Source organism: Dactylosporangium salmoneum, assembly GCF_039532525.1.
GTDB classification, from domain to species: domain Bacteria; phylum Actinomycetota; class Actinomycetes; order Mycobacteriales; family Micromonosporaceae; genus Dactylosporangium; species Dactylosporangium salmoneum.
In genome coordinates this window covers 41,575-58,650 of record NZ_BAAARV010000069.1, presented here as the reverse complement: position 1 = coordinate 58,650, position 17,076 = coordinate 41,575, and the positions used below count along the sequence as shown (strand labels likewise).

Annotated in this window: 15 protein-coding genes and 1 tRNA gene; 12 read left to right on the top strand and 4 right to left on the bottom strand. The window is 68.9% G+C overall.

Features of this window, described 5'->3' with window-relative positions; translation table 11 throughout:
- Window positions 1-6: 6 nt before the first annotated feature.
- Window positions 7-987 (top strand): YncE family protein, encoded by a 981-nt coding sequence (locus ABD352_RS35300; protein WP_344616883.1) that lies wholly within the window; start codon window positions 7-9, stop codon window positions 985-987.
- Window positions 988-999: 12 nt separating this feature from the next.
- Window positions 1,000-1,191, top strand: a complete 192-nt coding sequence (locus ABD352_RS35295) for a DUF5703 family protein (protein WP_344616882.1) — start codon at window positions 1,000-1,002, stop codon at window positions 1,189-1,191.
- A 12-nt stretch (window positions 1,192-1,203) separates the two neighbouring features.
- On the opposite strand, the gene ABD352_RS35290 is transcribed toward ABD352_RS35295, so the two are convergent.
- The 3 genes from ABD352_RS35290 to ABD352_RS35280 all read right to left on the bottom strand — a co-directional run bounded on the left by ABD352_RS35290 (window position 1,204) and on the right by ABD352_RS35280 (window position 4,747).
- Complete coding sequence (locus tag ABD352_RS35290) at window positions 1,204-1,785, bottom strand: DUF4232 domain-containing protein (RefSeq protein WP_344616881.1); 582 nt, start codon at window positions 1,783-1,785, stop codon at window positions 1,204-1,206.
- Between the two features lie 931 nt (window positions 1,786-2,716).
- Entirely contained in the window at window positions 2,717-3,415 is a 699-nt protein-coding gene (locus tag ABD352_RS35285; protein ID WP_344616880.1) for a hypothetical protein, read from the bottom strand.
- A gap of 30 nt (window positions 3,416-3,445) precedes the next feature.
- Window positions 3,446-4,747 carry a M20/M25/M40 family metallo-hydrolase gene (locus ABD352_RS35280; RefSeq protein WP_344616879.1) on the bottom strand — a complete coding sequence of 434 codons (1,302 nt, stop codon included), beginning with the start codon at window positions 4,745-4,747 and terminating at the stop codon, window positions 3,446-3,448.
- Between the two features lie 261 nt (window positions 4,748-5,008).
- Between ABD352_RS35280 and ABD352_RS35275 the strand changes: the two genes are divergently transcribed.
- The 7 genes from ABD352_RS35275 to ABD352_RS35245 all read left to right on the top strand — a co-directional run bounded on the left by ABD352_RS35275 (window position 5,009) and on the right by ABD352_RS35245 (window position 9,225).
- Entirely contained in the window at window positions 5,009-5,605 is a 597-nt protein-coding gene (locus tag ABD352_RS35275; protein WP_344616878.1) for a hemerythrin domain-containing protein, read from the top strand.
- Between the two features lie 45 nt (window positions 5,606-5,650).
- A complete protein-coding gene (locus ABD352_RS35270; RefSeq protein ID WP_344616877.1) occupies window positions 5,651-5,797 on the top strand; it encodes a GPGG-motif small membrane protein in 147 nt (48 codons plus the stop codon).
- A gap of 180 nt (window positions 5,798-5,977) precedes the next feature.
- A tRNA-Leu gene (locus ABD352_RS35265) sits at window positions 5,978-6,061 on the top strand.
- Between the two features lie 96 nt (window positions 6,062-6,157).
- Window positions 6,158-6,607 (top strand): hypothetical protein, encoded by a 450-nt coding sequence (locus tag ABD352_RS35260; RefSeq protein ID WP_344616876.1) that lies wholly within the window; start codon window positions 6,158-6,160, stop codon window positions 6,605-6,607.
- A complete protein-coding gene (locus tag ABD352_RS35255; RefSeq protein WP_344616875.1) occupies window positions 6,604-7,614 on the top strand; it encodes a tyrosine-type recombinase/integrase in 1,011 nt (336 codons plus the stop codon). Before ABD352_RS35260 ends, ABD352_RS35255 begins: the two co-directional genes overlap by 4 nt.
- Window positions 7,615-7,786: 172 nt before the next feature.
- The gene (locus ABD352_RS35250; protein ID WP_344616874.1) at window positions 7,787-8,101 is read left to right on the top strand and encodes a hypothetical protein; all 315 of its coding nucleotides are present in this window, start codon (window positions 7,787-7,789) and stop codon (window positions 8,099-8,101) included.
- The gene (locus tag ABD352_RS35245; protein ID WP_344616873.1) at window positions 8,098-9,225 is read left to right on the top strand and encodes a tyrosine-type recombinase/integrase; all 1,128 of its coding nucleotides are present in this window, start codon (window positions 8,098-8,100) and stop codon (window positions 9,223-9,225) included. The genes ABD352_RS35250 and ABD352_RS35245 overlap by 4 nt, the downstream gene beginning before the upstream one ends.
- A gap of 411 nt (window positions 9,226-9,636) precedes the next feature.
- Here ABD352_RS35245 and ABD352_RS35240 read toward each other — a convergent pair whose 3' ends face one another.
- Window positions 9,637-12,381, bottom strand: coding sequence for a hypothetical protein (locus tag ABD352_RS35240; protein WP_344616872.1), 2,745 nt, complete (start codon window positions 12,379-12,381; stop codon window positions 9,637-9,639).
- A 453-nt stretch (window positions 12,382-12,834) separates the two neighbouring features.
- Here ABD352_RS35240 and ABD352_RS35235 point away from each other — a divergent pair, with 453 nt between their 5' ends.
- From ABD352_RS35235 to ABD352_RS35225, 3 genes are all read left to right on the top strand, one after another.
- Complete coding sequence (locus ABD352_RS35235; RefSeq protein WP_344616871.1) at window positions 12,835-13,848, top strand: tyrosine-type recombinase/integrase; 1,014 nt, start codon at window positions 12,835-12,837, stop codon at window positions 13,846-13,848.
- Window positions 13,849-14,065: 217 nt separating this feature from the next.
- Entirely contained in the window at window positions 14,066-15,532 is a 1,467-nt protein-coding gene (locus tag ABD352_RS35230) for a DNA primase family protein (protein WP_344616870.1), read from the top strand.
- Between the two features lie 233 nt (window positions 15,533-15,765).
- A complete protein-coding gene (locus ABD352_RS35225) occupies window positions 15,766-16,917 on the top strand; it encodes a hypothetical protein (RefSeq protein ID WP_344616869.1) in 1,152 nt (383 codons plus the stop codon).
- Window positions 16,918-17,076: the final 159 nt, after the last annotated feature.

Sequence of the window (17,076 nt, the reverse complement as noted above, 5' to 3'; positions counted from 1 at the left end):
CCGATCATGATGCGCCGCCTGCTGCCCCTGACAACCCTGCTGCTGCTCACCGCCTGTGACGCCGGGGCTCCGTCCAGCAACCACCCCGACGCGACCGTCCCCACGCCCACCTGGGCCCCCGCGCCCTCGCACACCCCGGCCGGCACGACGACCCGGGTCCCGTCCGGCCCCACCGGACTGGCGGTCAAGGGCGACGGCCTGGCGGTGATTGCCAAAGACGCCGCGTTCGTACGGCATGAGCCCGCGACCGACGTCACCAGCGTCACGGTCGACGGGTCGCCCAGCGCGGTGGTCACCGGGAGCGACGGTTACCGGATGGTCGTCGGCGCGAGCGTGGTCACCGTGGCGGCCGACGGCACGAAGGGCGCGGCCTGGCCCCTGCCGGCCGAGGGCGGCGCGATCGCCGTCCCGCCGGCCGGCGACTGGACCGCCGTGGCCCTCCCCGCCACCGGCGACGTGATCATTCTCTCCGCCACGGGCGCCGCGACCCGCACGATCCACACCGGCGGCCGCCCGAGCGCGCTCGCCGCCGACGAGGAGCGCATCGCCGTGCTGGACTTCGCCGAGTCGTCGCTCACCGTGTACGACGCGGCGACCGGCGCGCGGCAGGAGGCACTGCGAGCCGGCGACGGCGCGGCCGCGGTCGCCGCCGCCGGGAACGGCCGGTTCGCCGTCGTCGACGCGCGCGACGGGGAACTGCTGGTGTTCGAGACCGGCCCCCTGCTGCTGCGCCAGCGCTACCCGGTGCCGGGCGGCCCCTGGGCCCTCGCGTACGACTCCGGGCGCGACGTCCTGTGGGTCACCGTCACGCAGCGCAACGAGGTCGCCGGCTACGACGTGACCGGCGGCACGCCCCGCGAGGTGGCCCGGCACGCCACCGTACGACTCCCGCTGGCGGTCGCGGTGGACCCGCGAACTGGGACACTCGCCGTCGCCGGGTCGGGCGCAACCGCCCCGGAAGGGCTGGTGCAGCGGATACCGGCGTAGCACTATCGGTCCATGGACTACGAATACGTGCCGTTGCGGTTGCCGTCGAATGTCGACCGGATGACCGCCAACGCGCAGCTGACGATCCAGGCCGAGTACGGCGGCTGGGAGCTCGCCCGGGTGCGGCTCTACCCGGACGGTTCCCGCCAGGTGATGCTCCGCCGCCGGGTGACCAGCGAGACACTCCCCGGCCTCAGTACGTAGTTCACCTCTGCCTCAGCTCCCCGCCGTCGTGATCGGCTCGACGACGGCCCGGTTGACGCCATCGGCGGAGCACTGCTTGTCGGCCACCGGGACGAACAGGGCTTCGGTCTCGTCCGGCGGGTACACCCGGTAGCCCGCGACCGGCACCGGCTTGCAGGTGTCGGGGAACATGTCGGGATGTCCGGCGTGCACCTGGGCGTGCGCGGTCCCGCCCGGCTGGAGGGTGACCATCGCCGGCTTGCCCGACGGGTCCCGCTCGGCGGGCTGGTTGACCTGCTGGCCGTCGGCGCCCGTGACCCAGGAGACGCCCGGGTAGCCGTACAGCGTGCAGGCCCGCGCGGATGCGTTGGCGAAGACGAGCCACGTGTAGACGTTGCCGGCCGCCCCACCGCCGGGCGCCGCCTGCGCGGCCACCTTGAGCTCCCCGGTATGGCAGCGCCCGCTGCCGCTCTCGCCGTTCGAAGGCTGTCCCGCGGCCGGCTCGGAAGCGGCCCCGGAGGTGACCGGAGATGCGCCTGCGGTGGTGGAGGTGCCCGCCTCGGAGCAGGCCGCCACGCCGATCAGGATCAGCCCGAGCATGATGAATCGCGTCATGAGGGTTCTCCTTTCGCCCTCCCCATACCCGTTCCATCGGGCCAATAGCCATCACGCGCCCGGTGGGGTCGCCCCGCCATCGGTACAGCGCGGCGCCGACTCCCGGTTCCGGCCCTGCTGTCCGGTTCGGTGCCCACGCGGTCCGACGTCGGCTACATCGCGTGGTGGCCCCAACCTGGGCTCGAACTCACCACGGCTGCTCGTACGGGCGACCGGTGGGCGGCTGGTGGCCGAGGCTGCACTCGCCGGGACGACCGCGGCCCTGTCCTGGTTCCGCTCCCTCGGCTGACACCGTCCGCCCTCGGCTGTCATGCGTGATTGCGATCGTGGCCGGACCTTCCGCCGCGGTGCTGCTGCCGGGCGCGTGGACCGCTGACGGCGCCCGGGAGCTCGGGTGTGGCTGTCGGAGTCGCTCAGCCGAAGCGACGACGCCTTGCCGACATCCGCACATCGGCCAACGGTCTCCTGGCGGCACAACCGCGGCGCGGCTGGTTCGCGGTGATCGGCGAGCCCGCCTTCCGGCGGCTCGAAGCGACACGTAGCAGCCTGCTCGAACCGATGCGGCGACGGTCTCCCGGCAGATGCCGCCGGTGATGCGGCGGATCACCTCGGCGCGATGCGCGGCAGGCGTGGAGCGCGGCTGCGGCGGAGATCGGTGCGGCTGGCGCGGAGATCGGTGCGCGCGAGCGCGGAGATCGGTGCGGCGGGCGGGCGCGGCTCTAAGAGCAACACGGCGCGGGGCACGGCGGACGCGGAGCGGAGAGGGGCTCGGTTCGGAGCGGAGAGGGGCTCGGCTCGGAGCGGCGGGTAGGGCTCGGAGCGGCGGGTGTGGCAGGTGCGGCGGGTGTGGCAGGTGCGGCGGGCCGCGGCGGCGATCGGTTGGGATCGGTCGCCGCGGCCCGGGTCGCGGTCTCGGGCCCGAGGGCCGGCGTCAGCGGCGGTCGGCGGGCTCGTCGGTCGGCTCGGTGGCCTCGTCCTCGGCCAGTTCGTCGTCGAGGTCGATGAAGGCGTGCTCGTCGAGGCGGTCGACGACGCGGTCGCCCTCGTTCAGGGAGAAGGGGCCGGCGCCGTCGTTGTCCTCGTAGGTCTCGGGGTCGAGCGGGGTGCCCACCTCGGCGACGATGACGACGCCGTCGAGGGACTCGAGCTCCGGGATGTCCAGGGCGCCGAGCGAGCCGTCGCCGGCCTGCATCAGCTCCAGGATGGCCTCGCCGACGGTCTCGACCGGGGAGCCGTCGCCGTCGCCCGGGTTGGCGCGGCGGGCGGCCTCGGCCAGGCGGAGCAGCGCGGCGACGCTCGGGACACGGTAGTCGCGGCGCTGGCGGACCGAGATGACCTGCGGGTGCGGGTCCTCGGCCTCGGTGCCGTCGACGCCGCCGATGCCCACGCCGAGCTGGCGGTCGGCCTCCTCCGGGTCGATGGCCTCGACGTCCCACGGGGTGACCTCGCCGAACTCGTCGAGCAGCAGCTCGTCGTAGCTGTTGGAGGCGTTGTTGAGCTCCACGTAGGCGCGCCACACCTCGTCGTCGTCGGCCCGCCCGTTGGCGGCCTTGACCGCGGCCAGATGCTCGCGGGCCGCCGCGATCACGCGCTCGAGCGCGGTTTCGAGCTCCGCGTGCCGGTCGGTCATGATGGGACTCCCCCTGAGATCGTTGAAGCGTTAGGACTGCTGCAGGAACCTGTCGAGCACTCGCACGCCGAACTGTAGTCCCTCGACGGGAATGCGCTCGTCAATGCCATGGAACAACGCGCCGAAGTTCAGGTCGGCCGGCAGGCGCACCGGAGAGAACCCGAAGCACCGGATACCGAGCCGGGCGAACTGCTTGGCGTCGGTGCCGCCGCTGAGCATGTACGGCACCGGGACTGCCCCCGGGTCCTCGGCCCGCAGCGCCGCCGACATCGCCGCGACCAGGTCTCCGTCGAAGGTGGTCTCCAGGGCCGGTTGGCGGTGGATGTACTCCAGCTCGATGTCCGGCCCGACGATGCGCCGCAGCTCCTCCTCGAACAGCTCGGACTGCCCCGGCAGCGTCCGGCAGTCGATCGTGGCGGAGGCCCGGCCGGGGATCACGTTGTCCTTGTACCCCGCGGCGAGCCGGGTCGGGTTCGCGGTGTTGCGCAGCGTGGCGCCGATGATCATCGCGATCGGCCCGATCTTGCTGACCGCGACCTCGGGGTCGTCGACGTCCAGCTCGATGCCGAGGACCTGCGATACCTGCTCCAGGAACGCGCGCACGGTCGGGGTGAGCACGACCGGGAACCGGTGCCGGCCGACCCGCGCGACCGCCTCGGCCAGCGCGGTGACCGCGTTGTCGTCGTTGATCATCGAGCCGTGGCCGGGGCGGCCCTTGGCGTGCAGGCGCAGCCAGTCGATGCCCTTCTGGGCGGTCTCGATCAGGTAGAGGCGCTGGTCGCCGCCGACGCTGACGGAGAAGCCACCGACCTCGCCGATCGCCTCGGTCACGCCGTCGAAGTGCTCGCGGTGGTGCTCGACGAGGTGCTGTGCGCCGTAGGTGCTGCCCGCCTCCTCGTCGGCGACGAAGGCCAGCACCACGTCGCGCGGGGGCTTGCGGCCTTCGCGCTTCATCTGCCGTACCAACGCCAGCACCATGGCGTCGAAGTCCTTCATGTCGACGGCCCCGCGCCCCCACAGGTAGCCGTCCTTGAGCTCGCCGGCGAACGGGTGCACGGACCACTCCGACGCGTCGGCGGGCACCACGTCGAGGTGGCCGTGGATCAGCAGCGCGTCGCGGGACGGGTCGGCGCCCTCGAACCGGGCCAGCACGCTCGCCCGGCCCGGCTCGCTCTCGACGATCTCGGGCTGGAGGCCGACCTCGGCGAGCTTCTCCGCCACGTATTCCGCGGCGACCCGCTCCCCGGCGCTGGTGTCGAGATCGCCGGTGTTCGTCGTGTCGATGCGGAGCAGGTCGCGGCAGATGTCGATGACCTCGTCGGTGGCGTCCATGGAGAAGTCATATCAGGCGGGTCCGACAGTTTCCCGGGTGGTCCGGCGGCAACTACCATGCGTGCCCGCCGGATCACCCTGAGATTCACCAACCAAAGCCGGACCTTATCCGCGGGTAGTGGCTGCCCACGCCGCCGCCGTCCCGCACTGACGGATCGACTCAAGATCGAGTCGCCCATGGAGGCGGCTCCTCGCCAGGTCACCGGCACTGGCCGGCAGCCTGCGGTTTCGAGAATTTGGCGCTCGGGTACCCCGCGCGGCATGAGTGAGGCCCACCTGCCCCCACTGCCCCCGGTCCCGGGCGTGCCCGACGACGAGTACGAACCGGCCGGCCGCAGCATGCTCGAGCTGCTCGAGGAGGACCACGCGGCGCTGCGCCGGCTCTGCTCCCGCGCGGCCACCGAGCCCGCCGCGTCCGACGTGCTGGTGGCGACGCTCGCGCGCCACCTGTCGGCGGAGGAGCAATACCTCTATCCGGCAATCCATTCAGTACTGCCGGAAGGCGCCGCCATCGCCGAACGGGAGCTCGCCGCCGACGCGGAGCTGATCCTCGCCCTGCGCCGGCTGCACACCCAGGCCGACACCGACGCCCTGCGATCCGTCGCCGACCACGTCCGCCAGCACACACACCGCACCGCGACCGAGCTCTTCCCCGCCCTGCGCGAGCGCTGCACCGACGGCGAGCTCGTCCGGCTGGGCAACCGCGTCGAGATCGCCCGCAGCGCCGCCCCCACCCGCCCGCACCCGGGCACGCCGTCGACCCCGCCGCTGAACAAGGTCGTCGATCCGGCCCTCGGCGTCGTGGACAAGGTGATGGACGCGCTCTCCCGCCGTACGACCTGGGAAGAAGACCTCTGAACAGGCTCATGTTTGTCGATCGGCAAAAGGAGGTACTAGACCAACATGGCAACCATCCTGTGGATCATTGCGGTGCTGATCGGCATCGCCGGCGTCGTCGCACTTCTGCGGCGGCAGATTCTGTGGGGGATCATCCTCATCGTCGTGGCACTGCTGATCGGCCCGGGTGGCGTCAGCATCTTCAACGTGTAAACCACGCGGGTGACCGGCCGCCCCCGCCGGCCGCCCGCGGCACCAGGCCCCCGACGCCCCGCGCGCCGGGGGCCGCCGCGTGTCGGACCCCCCGATTCGTCAAGATCGCCCTAGACCGTGTAACCTATCGCAGGGCCGTTGAGGCGGGGTCGCAAGACACCACGTACAATGGTTCAGCCGGTCGAAGTGGCGGAATGGCAGACGCGCTAGCTTGAGGTGCTAGTGCCCGTATAGGGCGTGGGGGTTCAAGTCCCCCCTTCGACACACTTTTGTGGCATACCTGCCCTACTTTGGTGGCGAGTGTTCAAGTGGTTCTGGACACTCGCCATACGCATCTCTGCACAACCGTGAGGGTGCGTCATGACGCGCCCGATCGCTCCACTCATCCTGTCATCCGGCGGTGCTGAGCCGCAGCGTCCGCTCGCCCGGCCGCCACTCCCCCTCGCCGCGCCGGCGGAGGGAAGGTCTCGTGCGTGGCACTACGCCGTCTCCACGATCGACAACCGCGGCCGGGTCGCCGAAACGTCGGTCGTCCGGGCGCTCGGGTGGGTCGCCGGCACCCGGCTGCACGTCCGCGAGCAGGGTCGCCTGATCGTTGCCATCCTGGACGAGCAGGGCGTGTTCCAGATCAGCCGGACCGGGCATCTGCTGATCCCGGTGGCGGTGCGGCGGTGGGCAGGGCTAACGCCCGGTGACAGGGTCCTGCTCGCCGGTGACCAGGACCGGAACATGATTGTCGTGCACCCGCCGGAGGCCATCGACGCGATGGTCGAGCAACTGCACGCGATCCGTCTCGGAGACGCGTCGTGACCGCCGCAGTAGGACCAGCAGAGTTGGAAGCCGCTCGGCTACTGCTGGCGCGGATGGGTATCTCCCCCGCTGATCTCGTCGGCGCCGGGCGGCCGACGGCGCCGACGTTCGCCGAGTACATCCCGGTCGTGCGGGAGGCGGTCAGTGACGGCAGTCGCAAGGCATACAACACGTACTGGAACCGGGTCCTTGAGCATTGGTCGCAGCGGCGGATCGATGAGGTCCGGGCGTCGGATATCGAGCGATTGGCCGAGCACGTCAAGGCGAACCGGGTGCAGCGTCGCAACGCTCGCGGTGGGCACGGGTCGGCGGAGAATCTGATCGCCGCGCTGCGGTGCCTGTACCGGCTGGCCGTCGCCGACGGGCTGCTGTCGGAGGGCGAGAATCCGGCGTTGAAGGTCAGCAAGCCGCGGCGGATGCCGTCCACGCGGCGGGCGGTGCCGGATACCCGTTTGGCGGAGATCAATGCTGCCGCGGCGCGCACGAGCGAGGATCCGGATCTCGACAGTCTGCTGCTGCGGCTGCACACCGAGACCGCATGCCGCCGCGGCGGCGCGCTTGCGCTGCGGCCGATGGATCTCGACCCAACGCAGTGCCTGATCCGGCTGCAGGAGAAAGGAGACATGGTCCGGTGGCAGCCGGTCTCCCCCACCCTGATGCGCCACCTGCTGCTGCACGCCGAACAGCGGCAGTCACCGCCGGACGGGCAGTTGCTGCGGTACCGCAACAGCCGACCGATCACCCACCGCCGCTACGACACGCTGTGGGGCCGGATCGGCGAGGCGCTGCCGTGGGTGGCGACGCAGCAGATCAGCACGCACTGGCTGCGGCACACAACCCTGACCTGGGTGGAACGGAACTTCGGGTACGCGATCGCCCGCGGCTACGCCGGGCACACCGACCGCGGCAGCGACGTCGGCAGCACCGCCACGTATGTCAAGGCCACCATCGAGGAGCTCGCCGCGGCCGTGGCTGCGTTGACCGGCGAGCCGCATCCGTTGGTGTAGCGGGACCGTTGGCCGGCACGTGGTCGCACCCGATGACACGTGCCGGCCACGCCGCGGGTGCACCACCCTGACAAGGGTGACGTTCCTTCCCGAAATCGCCGTGCCACAGAACCGCGCCGGGTTGCCAATGCCGGCCCTACGGCCGCCCCGGGCGGTCGAGGAGGTGTACTGCGTGGCGACGACGGTTGACGCGCGTGGGCGGCTGGCGGATGGTTCGCCGGCTCGCGTGCTCGGGTGGTCGCCGGGTCAGCTGCTCACCATCGTCGTCACGGCAGGTGTGGTCCAGCTGGCCACGGCGCAGGACAGCGCCCTGGCTCTCACGAAGCAGGGGTACCTTCGGCTGCCGTCGGAGATCCGGCATGCCATCGGGCTGGTCCAGGGCGACCGCGTCCTGGCCGTGGCACGACCGGCTCTCGACACCGTGATGATCTATTCGATGCCGGTCCTCGCGGAACTGCTCCGGCCACTGAACGGTCCCTCACGGTGACCGCGGCCGAGGACCGATCCGGAGTGGTTGATCTCCAGACGGTCCGGCTGTTGCTGGACCGCCTCGGCGTCTCCACCGACGACCTCGTCGCCAACACGGCACCACGCACCGTACCGACGTTCGATGAGTACCTCGACCGGATCGCCGACGCAGTCTCGCCGGGCAGCCAGCGAGCCTATGCCACATATTGGCGGCGCATTCGGGAAGTCTGGGGTCATCGGCGACTCGACGAGCCGACCGCTTCCGAGATCAAGCAGCTCGCCGAGTCCGCGAAGCGGACGGCTGTGGTGCGCAGCAACTCGCGAGGTGGGCGCAGCGCCGCGGAGCACATGATCTCGGCGTTGCGGTGCCTGTATCAGCATGCGGTGGCGGATGGGCTGCTGTCGGAGGCGGCGAATCCGGCGGTCCGTGTCGCGAAGCCGCGGCGGCTGGCCAGCACACGGCACGCATTGACCGACGGGCAGCTGACGCAGGTGTTCGCGGCGGCCTCGACGACCGGCAACGATCCGGAGCTGGACACACTCCTGCTCAGGCTGCACGTGGAGACGGCATGCCGCCGCGGCGGCGCGCTCGCGTTGCGCCACATTGACCTGGACGTCGAGCAGTGCCTCGTACGGCTTCGGGAGAAAGGTGAGACTGTTCGCTGGCAGCCGGTCTCGCCCTCACTCATGCAGCACCTCCTGGCGCACGCCGAACAGCGCGGTGCCGGCGCCGGAACGCGAGAGCAGCTGCTGCGCTACCGCAACGGTCGATTGATCACCCGCCGGCGGTACGACTACATCTGGCAGCGCATCGGCCGGCACCTTCCCTGGGTCGCCACGCAGCAGATCAGCACGCACTGGCTGCGGCACACGACCCTGACCTGGGTCGAACGGAACTTCAGCTACGCCGTTGCTCGCGCGTTCGCAGGCCACACCGGCCGCAACGATGCCGGCCCGACCGCCACGTACGTCCGCGCGGACGTCCACGAGGTCGCTGCAGCGACAGCTGCACTCACCGGCGAACCGCATCCGCTCCAACAGAAGCTACCGTCAGTCATCACACGCGGCCCCAACCAGGGGCGGAACGGCGCCCTGGTTGAGGGGACTCGAACCCCTAAGGCGCAAGGTGTTGACCTGCGCTGATAGTAAACGCGCTGATCGCGACATGCAATGAGCTTCATCGAATACCAACTAGTGCCCCCTTCAGCCACAGCCGTGATCCCAGGGGATCACAAACGATCATGGCTTAAGTGATCTGCGTCACGTTACCCTCAGTCACGCGAACATCGGCCAGCGCTCAAACCGGTTGCCCCACTTCCGGTTCAACACTCCAACCCAGGACCAACAAAAGCAGCCCCGACGCCCGCCCCACTCGATGGGCGCCAGCATCGAACGGATAGGCGAACTCAAAACTCCGCTAGCCAGCCTGGCCACTGGGAGCGCGTTTCGTGCACATTCACACAATGTGCTAAATGGGGTTGTGCGACTGCGCTTAGTACACATTGACCGAAAATCGACAGATACGGGGCACCGCTCAGCCGATCGCAGATCTGGTCAGTCGAAGTGGTCGATCGTCTGGTCGAGCCAACGAAGTGCTGCGAGGTCGGCGGCCAACCATTGGTAGGCGAGGTTTGTCGCCGGCCGAGCGGTATGGAGTGGCAATGTAACGGGCTGGACCGGACTTGGCTCGAATCGGGCTGGCGTCGCGCGCCGGTAATGTTCGGCCCCGCGATCCCAGGGGTCCGGTGTTCCATCTTCGCCGACGAAAGCCATCGTTATTGTCGACTCGGCATCTTTCCTGGCGCCGGCCAGGCGATGCAGCATGAGGGTTGCCTGCACGGAGGGGATTTGACTGCCGGGCTCTGGCCGGTCGATGAAACCTTCGATGTGCAGCGGCAGCATCCCATAGAGGCCGAGCGCATCACCGAACTGCGGGAAGTTCGTCTCGACAAGGTGCCGGTAGCCGTTGATCGCCTCCACGATGATGTCGCGTGCGAGCGTTTCCGTGAGAGCCTTGGAGTACGTCTCCCAGAACCATCGGCCGACGTGTGGTTGGTCGCCGACCGGCCACGGCCGCTGGAGTACGTCGCCGGTTTCGCGGGCGAGGTAGGCGTCAAGCCACCAGACGTCAGCCGAGTCGACCTCACTCTGCCACGTCGACCATTCTGAAGTGTTCGCACGCTCGACCCAGTCTGCCAATCTTGTCCGCAGCTCATGGAGATTGATGGGCGTGCGTTGATGTGGAATACCCCAGTCGGTCACGAACCTGGCGAGGTAGTAAGCTCGTTCCTTGGCGAGCATGCTGTCGAGTGGCGTGTCCAACGTACGCCGCTGGATCAGCGTACTGAGCCTGGGTTGGAAATGCTTTTGTGCGAGGGTCCAGCGTCCGAACGCCGTGGTCGGAAACGGAAAGACGGTCCAACTATCCCAGCCGGTTGCCAGCCCGATTTCTGGATGCATCTCCGAAAGCTCGATCACGGGGGGTGACTCTCGCAAGCGTGCGCGGGCAAGTGCCACGCTGCCGTGCTCCAGCTGGACTCCCCACTGCGTGAGTTTTCCACCGCGCCGGCGTAGCCGCTCGCCGAGCAAGCCCAGGCCCTCCATCAGCGCCTCTTCTGCCTCGCGGAGCCATAGACCGGCGCGGAGCGGCAATGTCGCCTCGGCGGGCATGCCGGTGCAGTCCCGTTTAGCGATCAAGGCTTCGATCATGGAGGTCTCCGGTGCTTGGTGGGGGGCGGTACCCTCCTCCTGGCCGATTTCGTCGATGATCCAGAATACCGCGGTGGGATTGAGGCGAGCGAGGCTCAGCAGCAGCTCCTCCTGTCGCGGTGGTTCCGCGGTCGAGACAGCGAACGCCAGCGCGTACCGCCACAACGGGAACGCATCTTTCGACGCTGTCCGTTCCATCGCAACCAGTCCCGCCCGGATCGCGGCGGAGCCGAAGTATTGCTCGAACACCGGCAGGGCGAACCGGAGCGTTCCGTCCTCCCGGACCACGAGATCCGTGCTCAGCAGTGCTCGAACCCGCGGCGGGGACGCGAACGAGTCAGCCGGTACGGGCGCCGCCCGGTCAAGGATCGCCACAGCAAGGTGGCCGAGGTCCTGCCACGTCTCGTCAGTAATCTCGCGTTGACTATGCTCGACAGCCATCGACGCGAGCTCGGCGAGCAACCCGGAGCGCGAGATCTTGGTATGACGTCCGGCTTTCAGGCGCCGGACGAGGCCCAGCGTGGTCAGCGGACTCGTGAGCAGGTCCAGCGTCTCGCTGTTCCAGTGTGGCCAATAGAAGTCCTGGCCCAGGACGGCCCGGAGCAGCGAGAACCCGCGATCGACCGGCCAAGGGTCCGCCACGATGCGTTCCTCATCGGCAAGAGCCACCGCATCGTGCCGGGCGGTGGCGAGCACGCTGACGTTCGGCCAGGTATGGACCAGCACGCGAGCCTCGGCCAGCAGCCTCGACGCGTCCCGTCGGGACACACTGTCGAGGTCGTCGATGACGATCCGGCACGGACGGGTCGGCTCATGGCCAAGCTCAGCGATGACCGCTGACTCGAGCATCACGATCGCGTTGCGGGGCGTGAAGAACGCTCCGATCTCCGCGGTACCGGTGGAGATGGCCTCCTGGAGTCCCTCCTCCCACCAGCGGATCGCCTGGTCGGTCTTGCCGGCGCCCATGGCGCCGGTCAGTACCCGGACCTGGCCAGGGGGAACGGCAACCGTTGGCAGTTCCGTCGCGGCCATCCAGGTCATGACCGTCTCGCGGTCCTCCGGCGCGACCATCGGCTTGAGCCGGGCCATGCGCCATCCCATGGCCTTGCGGATCGCGTGTTGCCACGCCTGCACTTCGGTGCGCAGGCCAGCGTGGAACGGCACGACGGCGGCGAGCGCTTTGATGCACGCCTCTAGGTCCACAGGGGCGAGAGCCGCCTCGAGGTCCGCACTGCTCATGGCCACCGTCGCGTGGGCGTGGTCGGCGGTCGCGATTTGTTGCTTCTTCCACTCCTGGAGCAGGTCGGCCGGGTACAGATCGACGAGGTTGTCGATCTCCCAAGCGTGGGGAAAGCACAGCAGCAGCAGGTTGGCAGGCGCGCGGTTGTCGTCCTCACGCATCGACGGGTCCCACCGTGGGCCGCCCTCGCTGCGCGCGTGAATGTGGGCGACGTGGCTGTTCAGCACCCGTTCGCCCGACTGCTCGTTCAGCCGGTACAAGGGCGCACTGCACGCCGGTTTCGCGCAGGACACCGCAGTCCCGTACAACTGGCGCACCGTGCCGTCGGTCGGCCGGGCGTGCTCGATCATCGTCCTACCCGTGCCTCGCGCCGCAGTCATCAGGTCATTATCCGAGACCGTGCCGGACCTGCGCAGTTCGCGGTAGGCCGACTGCGGCCGGCGCCTGGAGCCGGATCGGTCATCGGCACCAGACACACTCGCGAGCACGACCACGCAGTTGGCGTGGCCGTCAGGGCGCAGCAGGATAGGCAGGCCCTCGACCTGGTGGTCGTACGGGCTGGCTGCGGCGTGGATCGCGACGCGTCCGCCCTCGCGGAGGACGCCTTCCGGGTTGGCTGGACGGATCCAAGACGTATCGCCGTGCGGTCAATGGCAACAAATTGTCATACCTCGCGCGTAGGGTCCGGTGTGCACTGATCGCAGCGTGATCGTCGCCGGGGAGGGCGTCGTGCACTGGATTGTTGTGGCCGATCGTGGCCGCGTTGTGAATGCGTACCAGGGATCGTCGCCAGGTTGTGCGCTGTGACGGCATCTCTGACCGGCCAGATCGTGCTCGCCAGGGACTCGGCCGCCTTGGCGGCCGGCGGGTCGCGTTTCATGGCGTTGCGCGATGAGGGACTGCTGGAGTACGGCTCGGCCAACACTCGGGCCGCGTATCGCCTCGACACCGATCATTGGCTGCAGTTTCTGGCCGCCAGCGGTGTCCATCCGCTGGACGGCGTGGAGCGCAAGCATGCCTTCGGCTGGCTGCGGACGCTGGAGTTGCAGCGGGAGGCGAAAGCCACGCGGGCGCGGCGGTTGGCGGCGGTGAAGTCGTTTTACGAGTGGCTCACCAGCATGGGGTACTACACACGGGCGAACCCGGTCGCTGTGGAGCGCAACCGCAAGCCGCGCGTTTCCCGCAGTGAGTCGACGTTCTCGTTGTCCCGTGAGCAGACCGTGCAGCTGCTCGCTGCGGCGGACCGCGATCACGAGCGGCAGGCAGCGCGGACCGCAGCGATCGTCTGGCTGCTGGTCATTACCGGGATCAGGGTCAGCGAGCTGATCGCTGCCGACGTCGAGGGCCTGGGCACCCACGACGGTCACCGGGTCCTGCGGCTGGTCCTCAAGGGCGACGTCGACGCCATGGTCGTGATCCCCGATCCGGTATGGGTCCGTCTTGAGCGGTACCTGCGGCAGCGTTCAGATGTACAGCTCTCACGGCTGCCGGTGCGGGCCGGACAGGTCGGGCGTGGCGGTACCCGCGGCCGCCGGCCGCTGTTCGTCACGGCGTCCGGCGGACGGCTCGATCGTGGGGCAGTGGCTCGGCTGCTGTGCCGGTTTGCTCCCGGGATCGGTGTCGAGGCCTGGCTGGGGCCGCACGTGTTGCGGCACACCTGCTCCACGCTTGCGCGTGCGGCGGGTGTGGCGTTGGAGGACATCCAGGATCAGCTTGGTCATGCCGACGGTCGGACAGTCCGGCGCTACGACCACGGTGGTGTCCGCCTCGACCGGGCCCCCGCCTACGCCCTGATCACATACCTCGGTGTCGCCTAATCCTGCACGGCAACACAGCCCAAGCATCAGGGCGTGTCCTCCTGGCAGGCGTGTCACCAGGTGTGGGCTTGCGCCAGAGCCTCCCGGCCGCGGCAGCGCGCTCGTACGGTGTTGACCTGAACGGCGATCACCAGCACCCGCATTCGGGGGCGCTGGCCGTTCAGGCACGTCCCGCGCGCCCGGACCGGCCCCGGATCAGCCGGTCATACGTAACCCCGTGCTCCGGCGCGGCATCGCGGTCGGGCGGCTGCGGACCACGGGGAGGAGCACCACGTTGCCAGATGGCGACGAAGGCACAAGCACGGGCATCGCGCCGGCCAGCTGGGGACCAACCGAGGACGGGCTGGCCCAGGCATTCCTAGCTCACCACGGCAGTGAACTGCGGTACTGCCCGTCCGCCGGTCGCTGGTTACGGTGGGGGCAGTACCGGTGGGTGTGGGACGAGGCGGACTTGCACTGGCAGTACGTGCTGAAGCTGGCCAGGCAGTTGCCGAAGACCGGCCGCTGGCGCCGGTTCCACGCCAAGGCGCTCTCGGCGGCTGGTGTCGCTGGCGTCACCCGGCTCGCCCGCACCTCCCCCGCCGTCACGGTATGCCTCGACGAGCTCGACGCGCACCCGTACGAGCTGAACACGCCGACCGGGATCGTCGACTTGCGCACCGGCCTTCTCCACCCAGCGGATCGCACGCACCTGCACACGCGCAGCACGACGGTCGGTCCGGACTTCGACCGCCGCGGTGAGGTGTTCGATCGGTTCCTTGACGACACCTTCGGCGACGACATCGGCCTGCGCACGTATGTGCAGCGGCTGGTCGGTGCCGCAGCGATCGGAAGCGTGCTGGAGCAGATCCTGCCGTTCGCACTCGGCGACGGCGCCGACGGCAAGTCGACCCTGTTCGGCGCAATCATGCACGCCCTCGGCATCGACAAGAGCGGGTACGCGATCGCGGCATCCTCGGATCTGCTGCTCCAACGCCAGCACGCCGACCACCCCACGGAGCTGGCGCAACTGGCCGGTGCACGACTCGTCGTGTGCTCCGAACTCGACGAGGGGCAGCGCTTCGCCGAAGCCCGAGTCAAACTGCTCACCAGCCCCGACATCATCCCGGCGCGGTTCATGCACGGCAACTGGTTCTCGTTCCGGCCCTCCCACTCCATATTCCTGCTTGGCAATCACCGGCCCGCGGCCAGCGCCGGCGGGCCCGCGTTCTGGCGGCGACTGCGGTTGGTGCCGTTCTCCCGGTCTGTGCCAGAGGACCGTCAGGACCCTCATCTGCCCGAGCGACTGCAGCAGGAAGCACCGGCCGTCCTGGCGTGGGTCGTGCAGGGTGCGGTCGCGTACCTTCGTGACGGGACCGGTGAGCCGGACACGGTCCGGGCCGCGACCGCCGCCTACGCCAGAGAGCAGGACAGCGTCGCAGGGTTCGTCGCCGACTGCTGCACACTGGCCGTAGACCAGCCTGCCGTGCAGGTGGCCACCGGCACGCTGCGCAGTGCATATGAGCTGTGGTGCGCGGAGAACGACGACGCGCCGGTCACCCCGAAGGTGTTCACCCAGCGACTGCACCGGCTCGGTGTCACGTCCGGCCGCGGGGCCAAGGGCATACGCCGGTACGAAGGAATCACGCTGCGCGCCGAGACCCAGCAACGGCAACCCGAGCACAGCAGCGAACCGATGTTCTGATTGCCTTCTCTCTTTACGTTCTCTGCGCTTGACCGCACCGCCTCCCGATTCGCTCCCCCGCCGGGTAACGCCATGTGTCCGGGTCCCGCGGTCCCGCGAGGTGGCAGGGCCGCGCCTCCCGGTTCCCGGTTAGCCTCCGACCGAGCGAGACGTCTCTAAACGCCGACCAGGACGGAAGATCGATCAGCGCCGTGCCAAGATCATGCGAGGTGGATGCCGAGTAACATCACGGTGTGACGGATACGGCGTCCCATTGGCTCCCAGAGCGCCATCTCGGCGCCGCCGCGACGCTGTCGCACGCGGACGAGTTGATCGGTCAAGTCAGCGATCTGCTCCTCGCCTACCAGACGCAGCCCGATGGCGTGTTCGGCTTGTGCGAGGTTCCGGCCGGGTCGTTCAGTCGTACCGTCGTGGAGCGTGTGGCTCCGATCCCACGCAAGGTGCCGCTCCTCGTGGCAGATGCGTTGGTGGCGCTGCGCGCGGCGCTCGAGCACGCATTGTTCACCGAGGTCGAGTTCCTGGACGGTGCGCCGCTCGATGAGAGGGCGGCCAGACTCGTCGAGATGCCCGCGTCGAACACATACGAGAAGTTTGAAGAATGGAAGAGGAAGGGAATCCGCGACCGGCCACCGTCACTGCGAGATGGCAGCGAGCTCGTGCGGCGCATCGATCGCTTGCAGCCGTTCCATCTGCGAAGCAACCCCCAGATGCACCCCCTGGCTCGCCTGGTGCTCCTTACGAACCACGCTAAGCACAGGACGCCCGCGATCACAGCGGTCCGTTTAGCTGCCATGTATCAGGACGACCAGATACCCCGCTCGTTGAGCGACCTGCAGCCACGGCCCGAAGAGCCGCTGCGCGTTGGCGACGTCATTGCAGAGACGCCGATGGGCACAAGAGTCGAGGTCACCCTGTTTCCGACCATCGGGATCAATCGGCCGGGCACGGATCGGTGGCCGGTGCTGATGCAGGAGCTCGATGAGATCTCATACTGGGTTCGCACTCAGGCGGTGCAGCGTCTCCTCACGGGCATGGAGCAGCTCGATCCAGCGCTGCCGACGCGCTACGAGATCGCCGTAGGTCACCAGGACGAACGCCGCGCGATATCAATGGGTTCGACGACGTCGGCCGCAAGTCGCCATACGCAGCGCCTAACCGCCGCATTAGCGCGGAGCCGTTTGGTCGACATCATTGGTCAGATAGAGGGCTCCCCGAGCCACAAGCAGATCGCGGCATGGCTCGCCCAGCTGACCGATGAGGAGGTGCTCGATCGACAGTCGAGGCTGAAGGCGACACACACGCACGATCGCGCCATCATGATCCACAACATTCAAGTCTTGGAACGTCTGCGTGACGAGGCTCTGGGATGCGGCCGCGACGAATAGCGTTTCGGTATTGCGAGCCCTCGCCGACACCGGCGAACGCTCTGCAGCCGTCAGGCTGGTCACGCTGCTGCTCAATCAGGGCCGCGTAGACCAACTCAGTCGAGAGGTGGCCGCGGGCACGCCAATGGCTGCCGACGCGTGAAGAGGATCATGAGCCAG

What these genes read in the sequence shown, in the direction of transcription:
- ABD352_RS35260 (WP_344616876.1), top strand. Translation starts at nt 6,158, where the DNA reads ATGACGCGCCCGATCGCTCCACTCATCCTGTCATCCGGCGGTGCTGAG.
- ABD352_RS35295 (WP_344616882.1), top strand. Translation starts at nt 1,000, where the DNA reads ATGGACTACGAATACGTGCCGTTGCGGTTGCCGTCGAATGTCGACCGG.
- ABD352_RS35240 (WP_344616872.1), bottom strand. Translation starts at nt 12,381, where the DNA reads ATGATCGAGCACGCCCGGCCGACCGACGGCACGGTGCGCCAGTTGTAC.
- ABD352_RS35285 (WP_344616880.1), bottom strand. Translation starts at nt 3,415, where the DNA reads ATGACCGACCGGCACGCGGAGCTCGAAACCGCGCTCGAGCGCGTGATC.
- ABD352_RS35275 (WP_344616878.1), top strand. Translation starts at nt 5,009, where the DNA reads ATGAGTGAGGCCCACCTGCCCCCACTGCCCCCGGTCCCGGGCGTGCCC.
- ABD352_RS35300 (WP_344616883.1), top strand. Translation starts at nt 7, where the DNA reads ATGATGCGCCGCCTGCTGCCCCTGACAACCCTGCTGCTGCTCACCGCC.
- ABD352_RS35280 (WP_344616879.1), bottom strand. Translation starts at nt 4,747, where the DNA reads ATGGACGCCACCGACGAGGTCATCGACATCTGCCGCGACCTGCTCCGC.
- ABD352_RS35270 (WP_344616877.1), top strand. Translation starts at nt 5,651, where the DNA reads ATGGCAACCATCCTGTGGATCATTGCGGTGCTGATCGGCATCGCCGGC.
- ABD352_RS35290 (WP_344616881.1), bottom strand. Translation starts at nt 1,785, where the DNA reads ATGACGCGATTCATCATGCTCGGGCTGATCCTGATCGGCGTGGCGGCC.